22 protein-coding genes are annotated in these 24,014 nt (G+C 65.7%); 9 read left to right on the plus strand and 13 right to left on the minus strand.

Features of this window, described 5'->3' with window-relative positions:
- The first annotated feature begins 125 nt into the window (after window positions 1–125).
- The 4 genes from xseA (at window position 126) to IB255_RS03705 (ending at window position 3,710) form a co-directional block, all read left to right on the plus strand.
- Window positions 126–1,505: an exodeoxyribonuclease VII large subunit gene (gene xseA / locus IB255_RS03690; protein ID WP_192209813.1), complete on the plus strand. Its 1,380-nt coding sequence runs from the start codon at window positions 126–128 to the stop codon at window positions 1,503–1,505.
- A 6-nt stretch (window positions 1,506–1,511) separates the two neighbouring features.
- Window positions 1,512–2,267 carry a M15 family metallopeptidase gene (locus IB255_RS03695; protein ID WP_192209814.1) on the plus strand — a complete coding sequence of 252 codons (756 nt, stop codon included), beginning with the start codon at window positions 1,512–1,514 and terminating at the stop codon, window positions 2,265–2,267.
- A gap of 217 nt (window positions 2,268–2,484) precedes the next feature.
- Window positions 2,485–3,321 carry a M23 family metallopeptidase gene (locus IB255_RS03700; RefSeq protein WP_151188080.1) on the plus strand — a complete coding sequence of 279 codons (837 nt, stop codon included), beginning with the start codon at window positions 2,485–2,487 and terminating at the stop codon, window positions 3,319–3,321.
- Window positions 3,321–3,710, plus strand: a complete 390-nt coding sequence (locus IB255_RS03705) for a DUF2809 domain-containing protein (RefSeq protein ID WP_192209815.1) — start codon at window positions 3,321–3,323, stop codon at window positions 3,708–3,710. Before IB255_RS03700 ends, IB255_RS03705 begins: the two co-directional genes overlap by 1 nt.
- Here IB255_RS03705 and IB255_RS03710 read toward each other — a convergent pair.
- The 5 genes from IB255_RS03710 to IB255_RS03730 all read right to left on the minus strand — a co-directional run bounded on the left by IB255_RS03710 (window position 3,691) and on the right by IB255_RS03730 (window position 8,986).
- Window positions 3,691–4,233 carry a GNAT family N-acetyltransferase gene (locus IB255_RS03710; RefSeq protein ID WP_192209816.1) on the minus strand — a complete coding sequence of 181 codons (543 nt, stop codon included), beginning with the start codon at window positions 4,231–4,233 and terminating at the stop codon, window positions 3,691–3,693. The genes IB255_RS03705 and IB255_RS03710 overlap by 20 nt on opposite strands.
- The gene (locus IB255_RS03715; protein ID WP_192209817.1) at window positions 4,233–4,739 is read right to left on the minus strand and encodes a copper chaperone PCu(A)C; all 507 of its coding nucleotides are present in this window, start codon (window positions 4,737–4,739) and stop codon (window positions 4,233–4,235) included. The genes IB255_RS03710 and IB255_RS03715 overlap by 1 nt, the downstream gene beginning before the upstream one ends.
- Before the next feature lie 138 nt (window positions 4,740–4,877).
- Complete coding sequence (locus IB255_RS03720; protein WP_192209818.1) at window positions 4,878–6,248, minus strand: PepSY-associated TM helix domain-containing protein; 1,371 nt, start codon at window positions 6,246–6,248, stop codon at window positions 4,878–4,880.
- Window positions 6,249–6,301: 53 nt separating this feature from the next.
- Window positions 6,302–8,413, minus strand: coding sequence for a TonB-dependent copper receptor (locus tag IB255_RS03725; RefSeq protein WP_139791469.1), 2,112 nt, complete (start codon window positions 8,411–8,413; stop codon window positions 6,302–6,304).
- 105 nt (window positions 8,414–8,518) lie between these two features.
- Window positions 8,519–8,986: a DUF2946 domain-containing protein gene (locus tag IB255_RS03730; protein ID WP_081515942.1), complete on the minus strand. Its 468-nt coding sequence runs from the start codon at window positions 8,984–8,986 to the stop codon at window positions 8,519–8,521.
- 400 nt (window positions 8,987–9,386) lie between these two features.
- Here IB255_RS03730 and leuA point away from each other — a divergent pair, with 400 nt between their 5' ends.
- From leuA to IB255_RS03750, 4 genes are all read left to right on the plus strand, one after another.
- A complete protein-coding gene (gene leuA, locus IB255_RS03735) occupies window positions 9,387–11,057 on the plus strand; it encodes a 2-isopropylmalate synthase (protein WP_081515945.1) in 1,671 nt (556 codons plus the stop codon).
- 83 nt (window positions 11,058–11,140) lie between these two features.
- Entirely contained in the window at window positions 11,141–11,623 is a 483-nt protein-coding gene (locus IB255_RS03740; RefSeq protein WP_081515947.1) for a hypothetical protein, read from the plus strand.
- 260 nt (window positions 11,624–11,883) lie between these two features.
- Window positions 11,884–13,251 carry a spinster family MFS transporter gene (locus tag IB255_RS03745; protein WP_081515949.1) on the plus strand — a complete coding sequence of 456 codons (1,368 nt, stop codon included), beginning with the start codon at window positions 11,884–11,886 and terminating at the stop codon, window positions 13,249–13,251.
- 81 nt (window positions 13,252–13,332) lie between these two features.
- Window positions 13,333–14,571 carry an OprD family porin gene (locus IB255_RS03750; protein ID WP_081515951.1) on the plus strand — a complete coding sequence of 413 codons (1,239 nt, stop codon included), beginning with the start codon at window positions 13,333–13,335 and terminating at the stop codon, window positions 14,569–14,571.
- 53 nt (window positions 14,572–14,624) lie between these two features.
- Here IB255_RS03750 and IB255_RS03755 read toward each other — a convergent pair whose 3' ends face one another.
- Window positions 14,625–14,957, minus strand: a complete 333-nt coding sequence (locus IB255_RS03755) for a DUF5629 family protein (protein WP_081515953.1) — start codon at window positions 14,955–14,957, stop codon at window positions 14,625–14,627.
- Window positions 14,958–15,091: 134 nt separating this feature from the next.
- On the opposite strand from IB255_RS03755, the gene IB255_RS03760 reads away from it, so the two are divergent.
- Window positions 15,092–16,045: an aldo/keto reductase gene (locus IB255_RS03760; protein ID WP_081515955.1), complete on the plus strand. Its 954-nt coding sequence runs from the start codon at window positions 15,092–15,094 to the stop codon at window positions 16,043–16,045.
- A 153-nt stretch (window positions 16,046–16,198) separates the two neighbouring features.
- On the opposite strand, the gene IB255_RS03765 is transcribed toward IB255_RS03760, so the two are convergent.
- The 7 genes from IB255_RS03765 to ispG all read right to left on the minus strand — a co-directional run bounded on the left by IB255_RS03765 (window position 16,199) and on the right by ispG (window position 24,013).
- Window positions 16,199–16,993, minus strand: coding sequence for an amidohydrolase (locus tag IB255_RS03765; protein ID WP_081515957.1), 795 nt, complete (start codon window positions 16,991–16,993; stop codon window positions 16,199–16,201).
- Window positions 16,981–18,129 carry a pyridoxal phosphate-dependent aminotransferase gene (locus tag IB255_RS03770; protein ID WP_081515959.1) on the minus strand — a complete coding sequence of 383 codons (1,149 nt, stop codon included), beginning with the start codon at window positions 18,127–18,129 and terminating at the stop codon, window positions 16,981–16,983. Before IB255_RS03770 ends, IB255_RS03765 begins: the two co-directional genes overlap by 13 nt.
- An 80-nt stretch (window positions 18,130–18,209) precedes the next feature.
- The gene (gene der / locus IB255_RS03775) at window positions 18,210–19,697 is read right to left on the minus strand and encodes a ribosome biogenesis GTPase Der (protein WP_081515961.1); all 1,488 of its coding nucleotides are present in this window, start codon (window positions 19,695–19,697) and stop codon (window positions 18,210–18,212) included.
- Between the two features lie 83 nt (window positions 19,698–19,780).
- Entirely contained in the window at window positions 19,781–20,923 is a 1,143-nt protein-coding gene (gene bamB, locus IB255_RS03780; RefSeq protein ID WP_081515963.1) for an outer membrane protein assembly factor BamB, read from the minus strand.
- A gap of 1 nt (window position 20,924) precedes the next feature.
- Entirely contained in the window at window positions 20,925–21,569 is a 645-nt protein-coding gene (locus IB255_RS03785) for a YfgM family protein (RefSeq protein WP_081515965.1), read from the minus strand.
- Window positions 21,570–21,592: 23 nt separating this feature from the next.
- Window positions 21,593–22,882: a histidine--tRNA ligase gene (gene hisS / locus IB255_RS03790; RefSeq protein ID WP_081515967.1), complete on the minus strand. Its 1,290-nt coding sequence runs from the start codon at window positions 22,880–22,882 to the stop codon at window positions 21,593–21,595.
- A gap of 18 nt (window positions 22,883–22,900) precedes the next feature.
- Window positions 22,901–24,013, minus strand: a complete 1,113-nt coding sequence (gene ispG, locus IB255_RS03795; protein ID WP_192209819.1) for a flavodoxin-dependent (E)-4-hydroxy-3-methylbut-2-enyl-diphosphate synthase — start codon at window positions 24,011–24,013, stop codon at window positions 22,901–22,903.
- Between the last annotated feature and the right edge of the window lies 1 nt (window position 24,014).

Raw genomic sequence — 24,014 nt, forward strand, 5'->3', positions numbered from 1 at the left:
AATGGAAGCGCGGCATTATATCTCAGTCAGGGGGTCGGGCTCAACGCAACCGGACGATCTGAATGAAGCCTTTATGAACCTCGCGCGCTGGCCCCTGTCCGCAGGCCCGCTTATCATCCTTCGCCATGCAGAAAGATCCCTTCCAACGGCTGGGCCTCGACCGCGAGGTTCTGACCGTCAGCCAGCTCAACCAGCGCGCCCGCCACCTGCTGGAGGACGTGTTCCCGCAGGTCTGGGTCGAGGGCGAAATCTCCAACCTCGCCCGACCGGCGTCCGGCCACATGTACTTCACCCTCAAGGACAGCAACGCCCAGGTGCGCTGCGCGCTGTTCCGGCAGAACGCCCTGCGCGTGCGCCAGGCCCTGCGCGACGGTCTCGCGGTGCGGGTGCGCGGCAAGGTTTCGCTGTTCGAAGGGCGTGGCGACTACCAGCTGATCGCCGATACCGTCGAGCCGGCCGGTGATGGTGCGCTGCGCCTGGCCTTCGAGGCGCTGAAGGAAAAGCTCGCCGCCGAGGGCCTGATCGCCGCCGAGCGCAAGCAGGAACTGCCCGCGCACCCACGGCGCATCGGCATCGTCAGCTCACCCACTGGCGCGGTGATCCGCGACATCATCAGCGTGTTTCGCCGCCGCGCACCGCAGGTCGAGCTGACCCTGATCCCCACCGCCGTGCAGGGCCGCGAGGCCATCGGGCAGATCGTCCGAGCCTTGAAGCTGGCCGACGCACAGGGCTTCGATGCGCTGATCCTGGCCCGTGGCGGCGGCTCGCTGGAAGACCTCTGGTGCTTCAACGAGGAGCCGGTGGCCCGCGCCATCGCCGATTGCGTGACGCCCATCGTCAGCGCCGTGGGCCATGAGACCGACGTCTCCATCAGCGATTTCGTCGCCGACGTGCGCGCGCCCACGCCCTCGGCCGCCGCCGAGTTGCTGGCGCCCCACAGCGGCGATCTGCAGCAGCGCCTGGACAGCCTGCGCCGCCGGCTGATCCTGCGCATCCAGGACCGCCTGACCCGCGAGCGCCTGCGCCTGGAAGGCACCGCCCGGCGCCTGCGCCACCCCGGCGAACGCCTGCGCCAGCAATCCCAGCGCCTGGATGACCTGGACATGCGCCTGCGCCGCGCCTTCGAGCGCCAATTGCAGATTCGCCACGAGCGCGTCGCACGACTGGACACCCGCCTCGCCGCGCAGCACCCCGGCCGCAACCTGGCCCTGCTGCGCCAGCGCCTGGACAACCTCAGCGCCCGTCTGCCCCGCGCCACCAACGCCATCCTGCGCGAACAGCGCCAGCGCCTCGACAGCCTGATGCAGACGCTGCACATCGTCAGCCCGCTGGCGACCCTCGGCCGTGGCTACAGCATCCTGCTGGACGACAAGGGCCAGGCCATCCGCAACGCCGCGCAGACGAAGAACGGCCAGCGCCTCAAGGCCAAGCTGGGCGACGGTGAACTGGAAGTGCGGGTGGAGGACAACCACCAGGCCCCCGTGACCCTTTCCCTGCTGGACTGATAGCCGATGACCGACCTGCTCGCGCCGATCCTGCCGCAACCCGATCCGGACTGGGCCGAGGCCTTCCGCGTGCCCATCGTCGAATGCGACCAGCCGCTGCAGGCGCTGGGCATCGCCACCGGCTTCGCGGTGTGGCCGGCCTACCACCGCCTCGGCGTGCCGAACGCGCAGCCGGAATGCTATGCGCGTACCGAAGTCTTCGAGCGCCTGCTGCACGCCGCGAGCCTGCTGCCCGATGGCATCCGTCTGGTGATCCTCGATGCCTGGCGGCCCTTCGCGGTGCAGCAGCACCTGTACGATACGCTCTACGAGATCCTCCGCCAGCACGAGCCGGACGCCGATCCCCGCGAGCTGACCCGGCGCACCCGTGAGTTCGTCGCGCCGCCCAGCACCCGCGCCGAGTCGCCCAGCCCGCACCTCACCGGCGGCGCCATCGATCTGACCCTGTGCGACAGCGAAGGTCGCTGGCTGGACATGGGCAGCCTGTTCGACGAGGCGACGCCGCGCTCCTATACCCGCCATTACGAGGAGATTGCCCAGCCCGACGGAGCCCTGCGCCGTGTGCGCGACAACCGCCGGATGCTGTTCAACGCCATGCTGGCGGCGGGCTTCAGCAACCTCTCCAGCGAGTGGTGGCACTACGACTACGGCGACCAGCTGTGGGCCGCGCACCTGGGCAAGCCCCACGCCATCTACGGCCCGGCGCAGGTGCCGTCGCTGGAACAACTGTGGCGCCAGCAGCTCGAAGGCCTGCGTCGCTAGCAGCTGCTTTTGTAGGATGGTGTGGAGCGCAGCGATACCCATCAATGGCGCAGCTGGGTTATCGATGAGTATCTCTGCGCTCCACCCACCCTACGCTCGTGCTCCTGGATTGGTCTGCTGCACAACTGGATTCCGCTTTCGACGAAATCGCCGCGCCCGCCGGAGCGGCCCGTGTAGACTGCCCGCTTCATCCGCCGACACGTCCACGGATAGCGCCATGCTTCGAATTTCCTGCCTGCTCGTCACCGCCCTGTTCACCCTGACCGCCCACGCCGAAGGCTTCATCAGCCGCACGCTGAACAAGCCGGTGCCCGGCGGCGTCGCCGTCGTCCAGCTGGGCCAGGACGCCGCCGTGCCGACCGCCACCTACCAGGGCAAACCGGTGCTGGTGGTACGCGAAGAAGGCCGCGACTGGATCGCCATCGTCGGCATCCCGCTGACCACCAAGGCCGGCAGCCAGCAGATCGCCGTGAAGCAGTCAGGCGCCAGCCGCAACCTCGGCTTCAGCGTCGGCAACAAGCACTATAAGGAGCAGCGCATCACCTTGAAGAACACCCGCCAGGTGAACCCGCTGCCCGAAGACCTCAAGCGCATCAACCGCGAGCTGGCCGAGCAGACCGCCGCCTACCGCAGCTTCAGCCCCGGTACGCCGAGCAACCTGGTGCTGGACAAACCGGTCAACGGCCCGCTCTCCAGCCCCTTCGGCCTGCGCCGCTTCTTCAACGGCGAGGAGCGCAATCCGCACTCCGGGCTGGACTTCGCCGTGCCCGCCGGCACCCCGATCAAGTCACCGGCCGCCGGCAAGGTGATCCTGATCGGCAACTACTTCTTCAACGGCAACACCGTGTTCGTCGACCACGGCCAGGGCTTCATCAGCATGTTCTGCCATATGTCGAAGATCGACGTGAAAGTCGGCGATGCGGTTCCGCGCGGCGGCGTGGTCGGCCGCGTCGGCGCCACCGGCCGCGCCACCGGGCCGCACATGCACTGGAACGTCAGCCTGAACGACGCCCGCGTCGACCCGGCGATCTTCATCGGCGCGTTCAAGCCCTGATGCGGCTTCGCTTCGATGGACGCAGCGCCCTCTTCGCGCTGCTCTGGTTCGCCGTACTGGCCTGGCTGGCCACGGGCGGGGCGCACCTCGGCTGGTTGCGCGGCTTCGGCGGCGACGTGCTGGCGGTGATCTGGCTGTACTGCCTGCTGCGCACAGCTATCGATGCTCCTGCCCACTGGCTGGCCGCTGCGGCGCTGGGCTGTGGATTGATCATCGAGCTCGGCCAGTACCTCGCCGCGACCTTCCACTGGCAGATAGGCAACCGCGCGCTGCGCATCGTGCTCGGCGCCACGCCGGACTGGCTGGATGTGCTGGCCTACTGCATCGGCTTCGTGCTGATCCTCGCGGCGCGGCAGACGCGCCTGACCCTCAGGCCAGCGGGTAGCTGAAGAACAGCGCCATCTCCCCGGGCAGCACCTGCGCGGGGTCGTAGAGATCGGTGGACAGCCCGCTGAGGGCGAAGCCGCGGGAGCGGTAGAAGCCCACCGCCGGCAGGTTGAGGTTCTGGGTTTCCAGCCACAGGTGGCGCGCCTCGGTGCTGCGCGCCCAGTCCAGGCAGCCTTCCAGCAATTGCCGGCCGACGCCCTGGCCGCGCGCGTCGGCGAGGACGAACAGGTCGTCCAGCACCGCGCGGCGATTCCAGATTTCGTAGCGGGCGATGGCAAAGCCCAGCCGCTCGCCTTCCTTGTCGACGACCACGGCGGTCCAGTCGGCCGCCGTGACGTCGTCCTTCAGGTCGGCGAAGGGATAGCGCTTGGTCTGCGTCTCGGCCAGACGCTCCTCGCGCAGGATGAAACCATCGGCGGCGCTCTCGATCCGCAGGATAGAGTCGCTCGAGTAGCTGCCGTCGAAACCCAGCAGCCACTCGCCGTCTTGCGCCCACACCAGCGGGCGCAGGAGCCGGTCGCTCATCAGTTCATCTGCATGCCGTGCATGTCGTGGCCCATGTCGGTGCCCCCCTCTGCTCCTTTAGAGAGTGGAGCTTCCTTCTGCACCGCGACCTCGACCTTCACGTCGCCGGCCTTCTGGAAATGCAGGGTCAGCGGGAAGCGCTCGTCGTCGGCCAGCGGCTTCTTCAGGCCGAACAGCATCAGGTGGTACTGGCCGGGCGCGAAGACGATCTTGCCGCCGGCGGGAATGTCCACGCCCTCGACCTTCACCATCTTCATCATGCCGTCCTTCTCCACGTGCTGGTGCACCTCGGCGCTGGCAGCACGGTCGGTGTCGGCACCGAGCAGGCGGTCCGCCTCCTTGCCGTGGTTCTGCACGATGAAGTAGGCGGCGCCGTTCACCGAGTTGGCCGGCAGCAGCAGCGACCAGGGGTGGTCGATGTGCAGGTTGCCGGCCTCGTATTCATGGGCCATGGCGGCGCCGGAGAAGCCCAGCAGGACAGCGAAAGCAAGCAGGGTTTTACGCATGTTCGAGACTCCAGTTGGCTTGTGATCAGGTCCGCCGCAGCGGCGGGAATCCATCGGGCCGCGGGCGCAATGATCGCGCCGCAGCATAGCCTGCCTCGCGGCAGGCGTCAGGGTGGAAGCACGTTCCACCCGCAACTCTCAACTCAAGGCCGGGCTGCGCGGCTTGATCCGCGACAGCACCGCCCAGTCCAGCGCCCAAACCAGCAACAGCGACGCACCCACCAGCGGGAAGGCGACGCCGAGGATGACCATGATCGCCACCCCGCCCTTCCAAACCGGCAACGCATGGGGCATCGGCGGCACACCAAGGCGACCCTGCGGGCGGCGCTTCCACCAGATCCACAGGCCGCTGACGGCGCTGAGCAGGATCATCAGGCAGACAGCGAGCATGAGCAGCTGGTTGAACAGACCGAACATCTTGCCTTCGTGCAGCATCACGCCGGATTCGACACCCTTGGCCACCAGCCCGTAGTCCTTCCAGCGCACGTCGGCGAGTACCTTGCCGGTGTACTGGTCGATGTGCAGGGTGGCGTCGTTGCGCGAGTCGTCAGCGAACACCGAAACGGTGAACACGCCCTGCTCGCCCTTGGGCAGGGCGATGGCGTAGCCCGGCGTCACACCAGCCTGGTCGGCGGTATCGACCACCTGCTGCAGACTGATCTGCGGCATCGCCATACCGCCGGAGCCGTGAGCCATGTGCTCGGCGTGGGCGCCGCCGGACATCGGCATCGGGGTGTTTTCCATGGCCCAGGGGATGGTCTGGCGATGCGCGTCATTGAGCGTGCGCGCCTCCAGGTCCGACTTGGGCACCTCGTTCCACATGGGTGCCGGAAAGCGGTTCCACACGTCGGCGAAGGTCTTGCCCCAGAAGCCGGTCCAGGTCATCCCGGTGAGCAGCATGAACAGCATCAGCAGCGAACCCCAGAAGCCGACCACCACGTGCACCTCGCGCCACAGCGCGCGGCCGCGACGCGACAGGTCCGGCCACAGCAGCACCCGCAGCGAACGCTGGCGCGGCCACCACAGGTACAGGCCGGACACCACCAGCACGATGCCCCAGCCGGCAGCCAGCTCGATCAACCGGTCACCGACGGTGCCGATCATCAGCTCGCCGTGCAGCGCGCGGGCCATCGCCTGCAGGTTGGACTTGCCGTCCTGCACGCCGAGCAGCTTGCCGCTATAGGGATCGACGAAGGCGTTCACCTCGCGTCCATCCAGCTGCGCGACGAACTGCGCGCTGCGGTCGGCGGCCGGCGCCGGCAGGTACTGGCTGACCTGCAACTGCGGGTTCTGGTGATGCAGGTGCATCAGTTGCTCGTCGGCAGACAGCCGCACCTCACCCGGCTTCACCTGCAGCAGGTCGCTGTACATCAGCGGGTCGAGCTGCGGCTTGAACAGGTAGATGATCCCGGTGATCGACAGCAGGATCATGAACGGCGCGACGAACAGCCCGGCATAGAAGTGCCAGCGCCAGGCCAGGTTGTAGAAATCGAATGTCTTCTTCTGCATTCGTTGGTCTCCTCACGCAAGGAGGCCCCCGACTGGCGGGGGCCGGTCGGGCTTCAGAACGAGAAGTCCACTTTGGTCCAGAACGTACGTCCCGGTTCGTGGATCGATTCGGGATCGTTGGCCGGGTAACCGAAGCCGGCGTTGCCCGCCAGGTTCAGGTGCTCGGCGTAGTCCTTGTCGAACAGGTTGTCGACGCCGGTGCTGACCTTGAGGTTCTTGCTCAGCTTGTATGCGCCATTGAGCGAGAAAACGGCGAAGCCGGGGCTTTCATCGAAGTCGTAACCGACCACGTTGCCCTGGTTCTCGGCGATCCGGCCCTGGTGCGCGACCACGCGCCAGAGTCCGCCGGCGCTCCAGTCGCCTTCCTCGTAGGTCAGGCCGAAACGCGCTTCCAGCGGCGGCATCTGCGGCAGCGCAGTGTCGTCGGTGGTGTTCTTGCCCCAGGCGTAGGCCAGGGTGCCGTCAGCGGTCCAGTTGCTGGTCAGCGCGTAGGCTGCGCCCAGTTCGCCACCCATGATGCGGGCATCGACGTTCCGCGCCTGGGAGGTGCGGCCCATCATGCCGCCGGGCATGTAGTCGAACAGGATGTAGTCGCGGATCACCCCGACGTAGCCCGAGGCCCAGGCCTTGAGCTTCTCGTCCTCGTACTGCGCGCCAAAGTCCAGCTGGGTGGTCTTCTCCGGCTTGATGCTGTCGAAGGCGTTGACCGAGCCGGTCGGGCCCTTGTCCGGGGAGAACAGCTCCCAGTAGTCAGGGAAGCGCTGCACATGGCCCAGACCGACGTAAAGGGTGGTCGGCGTGTCGGCCAGGTCGTGCTCGTAGCGGGCGAAGCCGCTGGGCAGGGTATCGGCGCGGGTGTCGTCGGCGGTGGGATTGGGCATCGCCATCATCCCCGAGCCGGTGCTCTGCCGGTAATCCTTGACCGAGGCGCGGTCCAGGCGTGCGCCGGTGATCACCCGGTCGCGGTCGGCGGCGTACCAGGTCAGCTCGCCGAAGGCGCCGTAGTTGTGGAACACGGCGTCCTTGTCCCACGGCTGCTCGTCATAGGTGTTGATGCCCATGCCACTGCGTTCGCGGTGTTCGTTGGTCTGTGCATCGACGCCGGTGATCAGCTTGAAGTCGTCCCAGCGCCAGGTGGCGGCCAGGCGTCCACCGAGGGTGCGGCGGTCGACGTTGGAGGCCATGGGGCCGGCCATCATGCCGGTGCCCGAGGGCGTGCGCAGGCTGTAGTTGTCCATCACGTGGTCGGCGTAGTTGTAGTAGACCTGCGCCTCCAGCTTGTCGAGCACGCCACCGATGTTGGACTTCTCGAAGCGCAGGCCAAGGCTTTCGCGCTTGAACTGCGAGCCGTCCATGCCACGCCCGGCGTAGCGCGCCTCGCCATCGCCCTTGCCGGCGGTGAGTTCGACCAGGGTGTCGGCGTCCGGCGTCCAGCCCACGGCCACGTCGCCGTTCCACTTGTTCCAGCGCGAGGGCACGGTGTTGCCGCTGCCGTCTTCGTAGTCATCGGACTGCGACTTGTTGCCGGTGAAACGCAGGTAGCCCTCGGGGCCACCGGCGGCGGCGTCCAGCACGCGGTCGAAGCGGCCGTTGGAGCCGGCGGTGAGGCTACCGTTGACGCGCATGCCCAGCTCGCCGAAGCGCTCCGGCTCACGGTCGAAACGGATGGTCCCGGCCGAGGCACCGGGGCCCCAGATCACGGTCTCCGGGCCCTTGACCACGGTGAGCTTGTCGTAGGTTTCCGGGGAGATATAGGAGGTGGGCGCGTCCATCCGTGCCGGGCAGGCACCGAGCATGGTGCTGCCGTTGGTGAGGATGTTCAGGCGCGAGCCGAACATGCCGCGCAGCACCGGGTCGCCGTTGGTGCCGCCGTTACGGATGGCGGAGAAGCCAGGGATGGTCTTGAGGTAATCGGCGCCGTCGCTGGCGGGGATCGGCTGGCGTGGCTGCTTGGGGTCGGTGACCACGGTCAGCGGCGAACTCTGCGCCACGGCGGTGATGACGCTGGGGGCCAGTTCGGTAACCGACGCATTGGTGGCGTGCGCCGAGTGATCTTCTTCCTCGGCCAGCACAGGGACGGCAGTGAAACCGCCAAGGGCGGTCAGCGCGCACAGGGCGCGCAGGCCGACGGCAGTTTGCCGACGGCGCAGGGGCATGCGGGTCATTCCATGAATTCCATGATCGGTGATGACGCCCGTTCCACGCGTACTCGCACGGCGCGCAAGCGAATGCAGGCATCCGCGCCGGGGTCGGGGAATCGGGATTGCGGGTCAGCCGATCAGGAACGGGGGTGCGCGGGAGCGGGCGCCGGGGAAGACCGGCGAGGCGGGAATGCGGGACGAGACGAACTGGGCGGCGGGCGCGCCGATGGCGGGCAGGCCGTGGTCGATCACGACCGGCGGCGGCGTCAGCGGCGGGCTGTGGATCAGCAGGCTGCAGTAGCCGCACTTCTCCATGAAGGCGTCGGCGGTGAGCGGCTGCTCGCCGTGGGAAACCGGGGCGGCATGATGGTCCGCAGCACGCTGGCTGTCGGAGCAGTGCATGTCCTCCATGCCGGCCATGTCGTGGGACATGGCCTTCCCATGCTCCATCGGCATAGCACTCATGGACACGGCGTGATCCATGGGCATGGCGTGATCCATCGGCATCGACTGGGAGACCAGTGGGCCGACATAGATCATCAGCATGGCGAACAACGCCAGCCAGGTGCCTACGCCTTGTCGTGTACGACGGGTCACGAAATGTCCTTGCGGATGGAGAGTTCCCACCTGGGGCGGGTGCGCAATGATCGCACGGAGTGATAAAGCTTCGCTGCGGCACGAAGACGCAGAATCAGTTAAGCACAGCGATAAGCCTCAGGATAAATTGCTTAAAACGCCAATTCTCGACAATTAATTATCGATAAAAAGCCTTGAAAGACTATTCCTACCAAATTTTTCCAAATGCTTGCCATTGGTCTCCCAGGCCTTTAGCTTGGCACTCATGAAAACCGCACACACCCTCATTCTGCTTCGCCAACACGCCTGCCTGCGCCTGGTCAGCCCGCGACTGCGTGGCTGAGCCCCCCTCCCCCGGTTCCGCCTCATTCAGATTTTTATGCGCAGGCCCCGCAGGCCGCAGAGAACAAGGATTCCGCTCATGAGCATGTTGAAAGACCCGTCGAAGAAATACCGCGCCTTCACCCAGATCACCCTGCCCGACCGCACCTGGCCGGACAAGATCATCGACAAGGCGCCGATCTGGCTGTCCACCGACCTGCGCGACGGCAACCAGTCCCTGATCGAGCCGATGGACGCCGAGAAGAAGATGCGCTTCTTCAAGTGCCTGGTTCAGGTCGGCCTGAAGGAAATCGAAGTGGGCTTCCCGTCCGCCTCGCAGACCGACTTCGACTTCGTTCGTGAGCTGATCGAGAACGACCACATTCCCGATGACGTCACCATCCAGGTGCTGACCCAGGCCCGCGACGACCTCATCGAGCGCACCTTCGAGTCCCTCAAGGGCGCGAAGAAGGCCATCGTCCACTACTACAACGCCTGCGCACCGAGCTTCCGCAAGATCGTCTTCAACCAGGACAAGGCTGGCGTGAAAGCCATCGCCGTGGCCGCCGGCCAGACCATCAAGCGCCTGGCCGAAGCCGCGCCGGAAACCCAGTGGGGCTTCGAGTACTCACCGGAAGTGTTCAGCTCCACCGAGACCGATTTCGCCGTCGAGGTGTGCAATGCGGTGATCGACGTGTTCCAGCCGACCCCGGCCAACCGCCTGATCCTCAACCTGCCCGCCACCGTCGAGTGCGCCACCCCGAACAACTACGCCGACCAGATCGAGTGGTTCGGCCGCCAGATCAACAAGCGCGACAGCGTATTGCTCAGCCTGCACACCCACAACGACCGTGGTACTGGCGTGGCTGCTTCGGAACTGGCCCTGATGGCCGGCGCCGACCGCGTCGAAGGCTGCCTGTTCGGCAACGGCGAGCGCACCGGCAACCTCTGCCTGGTGACCATGGCGCTGAACATGTACACCCAGGGCATCGACCCCGAGCTGGACTTCTCCGACATCGACGCCGTGCGCAAGGTGGTGGAAGAGTGCAACCAGATTCCGGTGCACCCGCGTCACCCCTACGTCGGCGACCTGGTCCACACCGCCTTCTCCGGCTCCCACCAGGACGCCATCCGCAAGGGCTTCGCCCAGCAGAAGGACGATGCCGTGTGGGAAGTGCCGTACCTGCCGATCGACCCGGCGGACATCGGCCGCAGCTACGAAGCGGTGATCCGTGTGAACAGCCAGTCCGGCAAGGGCGGCATCACCTTCCTGCTCGAGCAGGAGTACGGCATCAGCCTGCCGCGTCGCATGCAGATCGAGTTCAGCCAGGTGGTGCAGAACGAGACCGACCGTCTCGGCCTGGAGATGACCGCCGAGCAGATCTACACCCTGCTGCAGACCGAGTACCTGCAGGCCGTCTCCCCGTTCGGCCTGAAGAACTACCGTCTGCAGGAAGAGAACGGTGTCTGCGCCATCGACATCGACGTGACCCACAAGGGCGAGCAGCATCGCTGGCACGGCAAGGGCAAGGGCACCCTGGAAGCCCTGGTCGCCTCGCTGCCGGTGGACGTCGAGATCATGGACTACAACGAGCACGCCATTGGCGCCGGCACCAATGCCCGCGCGGCCGCCTATATCGAACTGCGCGTCGAGGGTGGTCGTTCGCTGCACGGCATCGGCATCGATGAAAACATCACCACCGCGAGCTTCCGTGCGCTGTTCAGCGCCCTGAACCGCGCCGTGACGCTGGGCCACGCGAAAGCCGCGTAAGCCGCGATCGCACTGCTAAGCTGCAACTCTCGCTGCCCCGGCCGCTCACGCGTCCGGGGCAGTTTCTTTCAAGGAGCGAAAACATGAGCGACATGCCGCAGGAAAACCCCTTCCAGACTCCCGCTGCCGTTCTCCAGGACGCGGCAACTACCGCCACGGGCGAGCCGCTCTACCGCCTGGCCGCCGTCGGCATCGCCACCTTCTTTGGCACGCCCCTGGCCGGCGCCTGGGTCATTGTGCAGAACCTCAAGGCGCTCGGCCGCAGCCACGAATCCCGCAACATCTGGCTGATGGGCATCGGCTTGACCCTCGCCATCTTCGTCATCGGCTACTTCCTGCCGGAAAACACATCCGGTACGCCCATCGCTGTCGGCAGCGTCGTCGGCATGTACTACCTCGCCAAGCAGACCTTCGGCGTCGCCGTGGAGCGCCACCTCGCTGCTGGCGGCCAGTGGCGCTCGAACTGGCGCGCATTCGGCATCAGCCTGCTGTTCCTGCTTGCCGTCGTCGCGGTGATCCTCGTCGTCTCGTTCTTCCTGGTCTACGTCCTGGGCGTAGAGCTCTGATTCCCGCCTAAAGATTCCCCCTAGTCCCCTAGGGGGCAGTCTCCGCAATGCTGGTACTCGCCCCGATTACCCCTGCCTCGCCCCTTCCCTAGTCTTGCGTGCACTGCCGTGAAAACGGCAGGCAAACAAAAAACCGTGTCACGCAATCAGACACATTCGGCTGCCCCTGCCTTGCGTACAGAGGCGCCTGGTTACCTACAACAACAACGAGCTCGACGTGCTTGGCCATCTGCCTTCACCCGCTTCAGGAGCCAGTAACCGTGAACCCGCAATCCCACCCGAAATCCGCCCGTAATTCGCGTTATTCCTGGTATGTCGTCGTGCTGTGCATGGTGGCGTACATCTTTTCGTTCGTTGACCGGCAGATCCTTTCGCTGATGATCGAGCCGATCAAGGCCGACCTGCAGATCAGCGATACCCAGTTCAGCCTGCTCAGCGGGCTGGCCTTCTCGCTGTTCTACGCCTTCATGGGCCTGCCCATCGCCTATCTCGCCGACCGCTCCTCGCGGGTGAAGATCATCGCCATCGGCGTGGCCTTCTGGAGCATCGCCACCGCCGCGTGCGGGCTATCGAAGAACTTCCTGCAGATGTTCCTGGCGCGCATGAGCGTGGGCGTCGGTGAAGCGGCGCTGACGCCGGCAACCTACTCGATGCTCGCCGACCTGTTCCCCAGGGAGAAACTCGGCCGCGCGCTGGGGCTGTACTCGATGGGGGCGTTCCTCGGCGGCGGCCTGGCCTTCCTGGTCGGCGGCTATGTGATCGAGGCGCTGCGCGACGTGCCGGCCATCGACCTGGGCTGGCTGGGCCAGGTGCGCTCCTGGCAGATCGCCTTCTTCATCGTCGGCCTGCCCGGCGTGCTGGTGGCGCTGCTGATCGCGCTGACCATCCGCGACCCGGCGCGCAAGGAGGTGAACCCGCAGCACAAGGCGACCATCGGCGACGGCCTGCGCTTCCTGCGCCGCCACCGCGCAACCTTCACCTGCCACTACCTCGGCTTCTCGTTCTTCGCCATGTGCCAGTACGCGCTGATGGGCTGGGCGCCGGCCATGTACATCCGCCAGTACGGTCTGACGCCGCTGGAGGTGGGCTACATCCTCGGCGGCATCCTGCTGGTGCTCAACACCGCCGGGGTGTTCTGCGCCGGCTGGCTGGTGGATGTGCTGCAGAAGCGCGGGCGCAGCGACGCCGCGATGATCAGCGGCATGCTCGGCGTGGCCTGCACCATTCCCTTCGTCATCGGTTCGGTGACAGCGAGCAGCCTGCAGCTGTCGGTGCTGCTGATGGGCCCGGCGATGTTCTTCTGCGCCTTCTGCATCTCCACCTCGGCGGCCGCCATGCAGGTGCTCACGCCCAACCGCCTGCGCGCGCAGGTGTCGGCGCTGTTCCTGCTGGTCTCCAACCTGATCGGCCTGGGTGTCGGCACCACCCTGGTGGCGCTGCTTACCGACCACTACTTCAAGGACCCGAAGGCCGTCGGCTCGTCCATCGGCATCATCGTCACCCTCGCTGGCCTGCTCTGCCTGTGGCTGCTCGGCAACGGGCGCAAGCACTTCCGTCGCAGCCTGGGCCAGGAGCAGACGGCCCAGCCTGAAACCGTGCCGCTGGATAGCGCCGCCACCGCGAACTGATCGCGCCCGCCTCGACAAGACGTACGCCCGTTCGCCGGCGTGGAGCCACGCGCCCCGGCGGACGGCGCCCAGGAGATGACGATGTTCCGTAATCGCATTACCGGTGCTCTGCTGTGCAGCGCGCTGATGCCCCTCTGCGCGCAGGCCGACCTGATCGACGACAGCCGCCTGGACACCACCCTGCGCAACTTCTACATGCTGCGCGACTATCGCCAGGACAATGCCCCGCAATCCCAGGCCGGCAGTTGGTCCCAGGCCGTGCTGGCGCGCTTCAGCTCCGGCTTCAGCGAAGGCACCATCGGTGTCGGCGTGGACTTCACCGGTTTCTACGCCCTGAAGCTCGACGGCGGCGCCGGCACCAGCAACGACAGCAACCTGCCCTACGACCGCACGACGGGTGAGCCGGTGGATGACTTCAGCCGTGGCGGCGCCACGCTCAAGCTGCGCTATTCGAAGACCACGCTGAAGGTCGGCCTGCTGGAGCCGCGCCTGCCGGTGATCTTCCAGGATGACGTGCGCGTGCTGCCGCAGACGTTCCAGGGCGTGATGCTGGAGTCGAAGGAGTCGGATCGCTTCAAGTTCACCGCCGCGCAACTCTGGAACACCAGCACCCGCGCCTCCAGTGACCGCGAGTCGTTCTACCTGGCCACCCGCCCCGCCAGCCAGGACAGCAACAAGCTGAATCTGGGCGGCGTCGATGCGCAGTGGACGCCCGGCCTGTCTACCAGTTACTACTTCGCCCAGCTCGAGGATATCTACGACCAGCACTACGTCGGCGCCAACTTCAAGCAGCCGGTGGGCGAAAATACTGCGCTGCTCGGCACCCTGAGCTACTTCCACAACGAGGAATCCGGGCAGGCGCTGGCCGGGCGCATCGACAACCGCGCCTATGGCGCGCGACTCGGCGTGAAGCACGGCGGCCACATGCTTTCGGCCACCTACCAGCGCATGCTTGGCGAAGACATGTTCCCCATGCTGCTGGGCAACACACCACAGCCGTACCTGGTCAACTGGGTCACCAATGGCGGTTTCTTCTGGGCGCAGGAGCGCTCCTACCAGCTGCGCTACGACTATGACTTCGCCAGCCTCGGCGTGCCGGGCCTGACCCTGATGACGCGCTACACCAAGGGCACCGACATCTCGCGACCGGGCCAGAGCGACGGCCACGAATACGAGCGCGATACCGATGTGGGCTACACCATTCAGAGCGGCCCGCTGAAGACGCTGTCGTTCCTTGTGCGCACCTCCACGGTCCGCAGCAGCTACGCCAGCGACTACGACGAAGTGCGCTTCATCACCAGCTACCCGCTGGCGTTCTGAAACCCGAAATGAAAAAGGCCCCTCGCGGGGCCTTCTTCGTTGTCAGGAGACGCTTACTCATCGTCGCCGCTGGCGGCGACTGCGCCAAGGCAGCACAGTCGGTGCTGCTGGTCGCCGGCCTGCAGCAGCCAGGTCTCGTCTTCGGCCTGATAGCTGGCCTCCATCACCTGGTTGTAGCTGAAGCGCCACTCGCGGCGGTCGCGGCCATCGATGGACTCGATCTGCAGCACCACGTCTTCGCTGGCGAAGGGCTGGTCGGCGTGGGCAGCGGCGTCGGCCTGGTCCAGCAATGCCTCGTTGAGCTCGAACTGCCAGGCGTGCAGACCGTCGATCAACAGCATGTCGGCGGTTTCCAGCTGGTCCAGCAGATAGGGAGTCGTGGTCATGACGGGCACTCGGCAATTGGGCTGGCCGCCATGATAGACCAGCTGGCGTACCGCTGCCGGCCAATCCGCCCCGCGGCGGCGGGCAGCACGTCTACACTGAGGGTTCCCGCACACCCGCTGAGGAGTCAAAGCAGATGCGTACACGCGAACTCGGACAATCGGGCCTGAAGATTCCTGCGCTGGTCTTCGGCGGCAATGTGTTCGGCTGGTCCTCCGACGAGGCGACCTCGTTTCGCTTGCTGGACGCGCTGCTCGACGCCGGGCTCAACTGCATCGACACCGCCGACGTTTACTCGCGCTGGGTGCCAGGCCACGAGGGCGGCGAGTCGGAAACCCTGATCGGCAAGTGGCTGAAGAAGACCGGCAAGCGCAACCAGGTGATCATCGCGACCAAGGTCGGCATGGACATGGGCAACGGCCACAAGGGACTGTCGGCGGTGTACATCGAGCAGGCACTGGAGCGCTCGCTCAAGCGCCTGCAGACCGACTACATCGACCTCTACCAGTCCCACTGCGACGACCCGCACACTTCGCTGGAGGAAACCATGGGTGCCTTCGCCGAGGCGGTGGAGCGCGGCAAGGTACGGGTGATCGGCGCCTCCAACTTCGACGCCAAGCGCCTGCGCGAAGCCCACGAGCTCTGCACCCGCTTGAAGCTGCCGCAGTACCAGAGCCTGCAGCCCAACTACAACCTCTACGACCGCGCCAACTACGAGACGCAGCTGGAGCCGACGGTGCAGCAACTGGGCCTGGGCGTGATCAATTTCTACTCCCTGGCCGCCGGCTTCCTCACCGGCAAGTACCGCCGCGAGGACGACCTGGGCAAGAGCAGCGTACGCGGCTACAAGGTGAAGAACTTCATGAACGAGCGCGGCTTCGCGATCCTCGATGCACTGGAGGAAGTGGCCGGCGAACTGAATGCCACGCCAACCCAGGTCGCACTCGCCTGGCTGATGGCCCGCCCGAGCATCACCGCGCCGATTGCCAGTGCGTCGAAGCTGGAGCAGTTGCCCGACCTGATCGCAGCGGTGGAGCTGAAGCTCGGTGACGAGGCGATCCAGCGGTTGGATACCGCCAGCGCCTACTGAGGAAGTCACGGGAAAACTGACCGTAGGATGGGTGGAGCGCAGCGATGCCCATGCTGTCAGCGCTGCAATTGATGGGTATCGCTTCGCTCCACACCATCCTACTTGGAGACTCCCTGCAGGAGCGCGCCAAAGCCCGCCCTCCAGGGAAATCCGTTACGCCCGGATATCGAACTCGTCGGCGTCGAGGTTTGCCGGGAATCGCTCGCGGTAGGCCGCAAGCTCCGCTGCGCTCAGGGCAATCTGGAAGACCCCGTCGGCATTGCCGGCGGCCAGCAGGTTGTCTCCCTGGAAATCGAGCACCTGGCTATCGCCGGAATAGGCGTGGCCCTTGCCATCTTCACCGACGCGATTGACCGCCGCGACATAACAGAGGTTCTCGATAGCCCGGGCCGGCAGCAGGCGATTCCAATGCTGGCGGCGCGCAGCCGGCCAGTTGGCGGTATAGAGCAGCAGGTCGGTGTCCTGCGCGTCGCGGCTCCAGACCGGGAAGCGCAGGTCGTAGCAGACCAGCGGGCGAATCCGCCAGCCCTTCCATTCCAGCAGCACCTGCTGGTCGCCCGGCGTGTAGTGCTTGTGCTCGCCAGCCATGCGGAACAGGTGGCGCTTGTCGTAATGCTGCATCTCGCCGTCCGGGCGTGCCCAGAGCAAACGGTTGCGATGACTTCCGTCAGCGGTGCGGATAATTACGCTGCCACAGACCACGGCATCGAGCCGGGCCGCCTGCTCGCGCAGCCAGGCGTAGGTCGCGCCCTCCTCCGCCTCGGCCAGCGCCTCGGAATCCATGGAAAAGCCGGTGGTGAACATCTCCGGGAGGATCACCACGTCTGCGCCACGGGCGCTTTCCAGCAACGCCTCGAAGCGCTCGCGGTTGGCCTTGGCGTCGTGCCAGACCAGGGTGGTCTGCACGAGGGCGAGCTTGAGGTCGGCCAGTTGAGTCAGATCGCGCATAGTCGTTCCGCTGCCTGGCGCAGCGTCTCCTCTTTCTTGGCGAAGCAGAAGCGCACCAGACGCGCGTCCGCCGGAGCCTGCTGGTAGAACACCGAGACCGGAATCGCGGCGACGCCGTGTTCGGTGGTCAGCCATTCGGACATGGCAACATCATCAAGGTCCGGGCGAATCGCCGAGTAATCGACCACCTGGAAGTAGGTTCCGGCGGCACGCTGGAAGGTGAAACGCGAGCCTTCCAGCAGGTCGCAGAACAGGTCGCGCTTGGCCTGGTAGAAACCCGGCAGCTCGCGCAGGTGCTCGGGATGCGCGGCCATGAAGTCGGCCAGCGCCCATTGCAGCGGCGTCACGCCACAGAAGTTCACGTACTGGTGAATCTTGCGCATCTCCGCCGACAGCGCCGGCGGCGCGACCACGTAGCCGGTCTTCCAGCCAGTGACATGGTAAGTCTTGCCAAAGGAGCTGATGACGAAGGCGCGCGGATACAGTTCGTCATGGGCCAGCACGCTGGCGTGCTGCACGCCGTCATAGATCAGGTGCTCGTAGACCTCGTCGCTGATCACGTAGATCTCGCGATCGCGGATCAGCTCGGCGAGGCGATCCAGGTCGGCACGGTCGATCAGCGCACCGCTGGGGTTGTGCGGGCTGTTGAGGAAGATCAGGCGCGTGCGCGGGGTGATGGCATCGGCCAGGCGCTGCCAGTCGATGCGGAAGTCCGGCTGGCTCAGCGCGACGTGTACGCAACGACCGCCGGCCAGTTCGACCGAAGGCTCGTAGCTGTCGTAGCAGGGGTCGAGGACGATGGCTTCGTCGCCAGCGCGGATCAGCGCCTGTACCGCACAGAAAATCCCTTCGGTCGCGCCGGGGACGATAGTCACTTCGGCGTCGGCGCTGACGTTGCGGCCATAGAGGCTCGCGACCTTGATCGCGACCTGTTCGCGCAGCGCCGGCAGGCCGGTCATCGGGCTGTACTGGTTATGCCCGTCCATGACATGGCGGACGACCGCTTCGAGCAGCGGTGCGGGGCCGGGGAAGTCCGGGAAGCCCTGGGAGAGATTCAGCGCTCCGCTTTGCGCGGCGAGCTGGGACATGCGGGTGAAGATGGTGGTGCCGACATTCGGCAGTTTGCTGGTAAGCATGGCGTGACTACAGGCTGCAGGCGATGAGAGGAAGTCCCTACTCTATCGCCTGCGGCTTGCGGTCTAAAGCCTGACAGACGTTATTTACGTTTGTCCTTCTTCTTCTTCTCCGCCTTCTTGTGGTGCGACATCAGGCGGCGCTTCTTGTTGACCTGGCGATCGGTGAGCTGGGTCTTCTTGCCCTCGAACGGGTTGTCACCGCCCTTGTACTCGATGCGGATCGGCGTACCGACCAGCTTCAACACGCGACGGAAGGTCTTCTCCAGGTAGCGGGTATAGGCCTTGGGCACCGCATCCACCTGGTTGCCGTGGATCACGATCAGCGGCGGGTTGGCGCCACCCAGGTGCGCGTAGCGCAGCTTGATGCGGCGGCCGTTGACCATCGGCGGCTGGTGGACCTGGATGGCGTCCTCGAGGATCTGCGTGAGCTTGCTGGTGGGCCAGCGGGTCACGGCGGAACGGAAGGAGTCCTGCACCGACTTGTACAGGTGGCCGACGCCGGTGCCGTGCAGCGCGGAGATGAAGTGGATGTCGGCGAAGTCGGCGAACATCAGCCGGCGCTCGAGCTCGGTCTTCACGTAGTCGCGCTCGGCCGATTCCATGCCGTCCCACTTGTTCAGCGCGATGACCAGCGCGCGGCCGGTCTCCAGCACGAAGCCGAGCAGGTTGAGGTCGTGTTCGACCACACCTTCGCGGGCGTCCATGACGAAGATGACCACGTTGGCGTCCTGGATCGCCTGCAGGGTCTTCACCACGGAGAACTTTTCCACCGCCTCGAATATCTTGCCGCGGCGGCGCACGCCGGCGGTGTCGATGAGGGTGTACTTCTCTTCGTTGCGCTCGAAGGGGATGTAGATGCTGTCGCGGGTGGTGCCGGCCTGGTCGTAGACGATCACCCGCTCTTCACCGAGCATGCGGTTCACCAGCGTGGACTTGCCGACGTTGGGGCGACCGATGATGGCGATCTTGATGCCATCCTTCTCGCTCGGGCCGGGAATGCGCTTGGCTTCCTCGCCTTCGGCGACTTCTTCCATCTCGCCGGGCAGGTCGTTGTCTTCCGGCGCTTCCGGCTCGGGAGCGAACATCTCGCCCAGGGCTTCCTGGAGCATCTGGGTGATGCCGCGGCCGTGGGCGGCGGCGATCGGGATCGCATGCCCCAGGGCCAGCGGGCTGAACTCGGCGCGGGCGATGTCCGGATCGACGGTGTCGACCTTGTTGGCCACCAGGTAGGTACGCTTGTTCTTCTTGCGCAGGTGCTCGCCGATCATCTCGTCGGCGGCGGTGAGGCCGGCGCGGGAGTCGACCATGAACAGGACGGCATCGGCCTCTTCGATGGCCTGCAGCGACTGCTCGGCCATCTTGGCGTCGATACCCTCTTCGTCACCGGAAATTCCACCGGTATCGATGACGATGAATTTCTTGCCCTGCCACTTGGCCTCGCCGTACTGGCGGTCTCGGGTCAGACCTGCGTACTCGGCGACGATGGCGTCGCGGGTGCGGGTCAGGCGGTTGAACAGGGTGGACTTGCCGACGTTCGGGCGGCCCACCAGGGCTATTACGGGAACCATGCGGCTCTCCAGGAAATTTGATTTTCAGAAAACACGACGGCCGCTGCCGTTTTTCACGGCAGCGGCCGGCAGTAACACTCAGCTTAGCGAATCGTGTAGGCGGCCAGCTTACCGCTGTTGCCGAACACGTACATCCAGCTGCCGACTACCAGCGGGCGAACCCGCACGCCGTCACCGTCGACCTTCTCGCGGCCAACGAAACGACCGTCCACCTGGCTCAGCAGGTGCACGTAACCTTCCAGGTCACCAACGACCACGTTGCTCGACAGCACGGCCGGAGCGGACAGCTGGCGGCGAGCCAGGGCGTCGTTGCTCCACAGCGAGGACGAACCACGGGAATCGAGACTTTCGACGGTGCCGCTGGACTGGCTGATGAACACACTGCCGGTACCTTCGGCGACGCCGACGTAGCTGGAAGCTTCACGCTGCCAGAGTACGCGGCCGGTGCCTACGTCCAGCGCCGCAGCGCGGCCCTGGTAGCTGGCGACATAGAGAACGTTGTCGACCAGCAGCAGGCCGCCGTCGATATCGACGACGCGGTCCAGCTCGGAACGGCCCTGAGGAATCGCAACGCGCGCTTCCCAGACCGGCAGGCCACGCTCCACGTCCACCGCAACGACCTTGCCGCTGGCCAGACCGGCCAGGGCCAGACGGCCCGCGATCAGCGGAGCGCCAGTGCCGCGCAGGGTCAGCACCGGAACGGTGCCTTCGTAGATCCAGCGCTGGTTGCCGGTGGAGGCGTCGAAGCCGATCAGCTTGTCGTCCTGGGTCTGCACCACCACCACGTCACCGTTGGTGGCCGGGGCAGCCAGCACTTCGCTGGTGACCTTGGCGCGCCATTTTTGCTCGCCCGAACCGGAATCCAGGGCGATCACGTCGCCACGCAGGGTACCCAGCAGGACCATGCCGCTGCCCACACCGACGGCGCCGGAGATCGGCAGATCGAGGTCTTTCTTCCACAGCACTTCGCCGGTTTCGCGCTGCATGGCCATGACGCGGCCTTCGGCAGACGCGGCGTAGATGGTCTGGCCATCCACGGCGGGCTCGAGCAGGTTGTACAGGTCGCCCTGGCCGTCACCGACCGAACGGCTCCACTGTTTCTCCAGGCGGACCTCTTCCTTGAAATCGGTCAGCTCGGCCGGTGGCAGTTCTTTCTTGCTATTGCTGCTGCAACCCACAGCCATCAGGGTCAGTGCCAGCAGTGCAACGTGTTTCCAACGCAACATCTCAGGCGTCTCCCTTGGCCAGGTCGTCGAGTTTCATCTGCAGGGCGCCAACGGCGGCGTCTTCCGGCAGGGCAGCCTTGGCCTTTTCGTAGGCGACACGGGCGTCATCGTTGCGCTTGAGCTGCAGCAGCAGGTCGCCGCGCAGTTCTTCGCGAGTGGCGACGTAGGCCTTGTCGACGTTGCCGTCGAGCAGCTTCAGACCGTCTTCGGCCTTGCCCTGGGCAGCCAGAACACGTGCCAGGCGCTGGCGCGCCAGCTCGCCGAGGGTGGCGTCAACCGGCTTGTCGACCACGGCCTTGAGCTCGAGGACGGCGTCATCCAGCTTGCCGCTGTCCACCGCAACCTTGGCGACGAACAGGCGGCCGTACTGGGCGTACGGAGTGCCGGCGAAGTCGGTGTTCAGCTTGCCAGCGAGCTCGGCGACCTTGGCGGTGTCGGGCTTGCCGGCCGGGTTCAGCGCGGTTTCCAGCAGGGCCTGGTAAATGATAGAGGCGCCCTGAGACTGGTTGTTCTGATACTTTTTCCAGGCCTGCCAGCCAAACACCACGATCAGCGCCAGAGCGGCGCCGGTCAGCAGGGGCATGCCGTTACGCTGCCACCAGTCCTTGATGTCAGCGATCTGTTCTTCTTCGGTACGGTTACTCACCCCAATACTCCTATCCGCTCGATTCAGGCCTGCTTGAGGCAGGCAGCCAGGTGCTCGGGCAGAGCATCCCAGGCGATATTCTGTTGTTCGCCCTCGCCACGCAGGGGCTTGAAACCTACCACGCGGTTGGCCAGTTCGTCGTCACCCAGAATCATTGCGAACTGTGCGCCGCTCTTGTCGGCCTTCTTGAACTGGCTCTTGAAGCTGCCGGCGCCGGCATTGACCAGCAGGCGCAGGCCCGGAATGGCCTCGCGCAGCTGTTCGGCCAGGGTCAGCGCAGCCAGCTCCGCCGGCTCGCCGAAGGCGCAGACGTAGAGATCGGCCGGGCGGTTAAGCTCGGCAGGCACCACACCCAGGGTTTCCAGCAGCAGCACCAGGCGTTCCACGCCCATGGCGAAGCCCACGCCCGGAGTCGGCTTGCCGCCGAACTGGCTGACCAGGCCGTCGTAGCGGCCCCCACCGCAGACGGTGCCCTGGGCGCCGAGCTTGTCGGTGACCCACTCGAAAGCGGTGCGGCAGTAGTAGTCCAGGCCACGCACCAGCTTCTGGTTGATCTCGTAGCGCAGGCCGACCGCATCCAGGCGGGCCTTCAGGCCCTCGAAGTGGGCGATCGACTCTTCGTCCAGGTAGTCGTGCAGGCTCGGCGCGCCGACCAGCAGGGCCTGGGTGCTCTCGACCTTGCTGTCGAGAATGCGCAGCGGGTTGGTGGTCATGCGGCGCTGGCTGTCTTCGTCCAGCTGCTCGAAGCGTTCCTGCAGGTAGGCCACCAGGTCGTCGCGATAGCGCGCGCGGGCTTCACTGGAACCCAGGGTGTTCAGCTGCAGGGTCACGGCGTCGGCCATGCCCAGTTTCTGCCACAGGCGCCAGGTGAGGATGATCAGCTCGGCGTCGATATCCGGGCCGGGCAGGTTGAAGACTTCAACGCCGATCTGGTGGAACTGGCGGTAGCGGCCTTTCTGCGGCTTCTCGTAGCGGAACATCGGGCCGGTGTACCACAGCTTCTGTACCTGGCCACCGCCCGACAGGCCATGCTCCAGCACGGCGCGCACGCAGCCCGCAGTGCCTTCCGGACGCATGGTCAGGGATTCGCCGTTGCGGTCGAGGAAGGTGTACATCTCCTTGTCGACCACGTCGGTGCCTTCGCCGATGCCGCGGGCGAAGAGTTCGGTGAACTCGAGGATCGGCAGGCGGATCTCGCTGTAGCCGTAGCGGTCCAGCAGGCCGGCGAAGGTGCGTTCCAGATAGCGCCAGGCCGGGGTCTGGTCCGGCAGGATGTCGTTCATGCCACGGATGGCTTGCAGGGACTTGCTCACTTAGGATCCTTGTTGCGGTCAGCCGCGCACGATGAGTGCGGCGTCGGCCTCGGCCTTCTCGGCCGCTTTTTCGCGGATCAGCCGTTCCAGCTCATCCACCAGGTTATCGTTCTGCAGCTTCTGCGCCGGCTTGCCGTCGATGTAGATCAGGTTGCTCGGCGTGCCGCCGGTGAGGCCGATGTGGGCCTCCTTGGCTTCGCCCGGGCCGTTGACCACGCAGCCGATCACGGCAACGTCCAGCGGCACCAGCAGGTCCTCCAGGCGGCCCTCCAGCTCGTTCATGGTCTTGACCACATCGAAGTTCTGCCGCGAGCAGCTCGGGCAGGCGATGAAGTTGATGCCACGGGAGCGCAGGCGCAGCGACTTGAGGATGTCGAAGCCGACCTTGATCTCTTCCACCGGGTCGGCGGCCAGCGAGATGCGAATGGTGTCGCCGATGCCCTCGGCGAGCAGCATGCCCAGGCCGACGGCCGACTTCACGGTGCCCGAACGCAGGCCACCGGCTTCGGTGATGCCCAGGTGCAGGGGTTGTTCGATCTGCTTGGCCAGCAGGCGGTAGGCGGCGACGGCCATGAACACGTCGGAGGCCTTCACGCTGACCTTGAAGTTCTGGAAGTCCAGGCGGTCGAGGTGATCGACGTGACGCATGGCCGATTCCAGCAGCGCCTCAGGGGTCGGCTCGCCGTACTTCTTCTGCAGGTCCTTCTCCAGCGAACCGGCGTTGACGCCGATGCGGATCGGGATATTGCGCTCGCGGGCGGCATCCACCACGGCCTTCACGCGGTCTTCACGACCTATGTTGCCCGGGTTGATGCGCAGGCAGTCGACGCCCAGTTCGGCCACGCGCAGGGCGATCTTGTAGTCGAAGTGGATGTCGGCAACCAGCGGCACCTTGACCTGCTGCTTGATCTTGCCGAACGCCTCGGCGGCGTCCATGTCCGGCACGGAGACACGGACAATGTCCGCGCCTGCGTCTTCCAGACGACGAATCTGGGCGACGGTGGCGGCCACATCGAGGGTATCGGTGTTGGTCATGCTCTGCACGGCGATGGGGGCATCCCCACCCACCGGCACGTTACCTACCCAGATCTTGCGGGAAAGGCGACGTTTGATCGGAGAGTCGCAATGCATC

It is taken from the genome of Pseudomonas sp. PDM22, from assembly GCF_014851965.1.
Taxonomy (GTDB): domain Bacteria; phylum Pseudomonadota; class Gammaproteobacteria; order Pseudomonadales; family Pseudomonadaceae; genus Pseudomonas.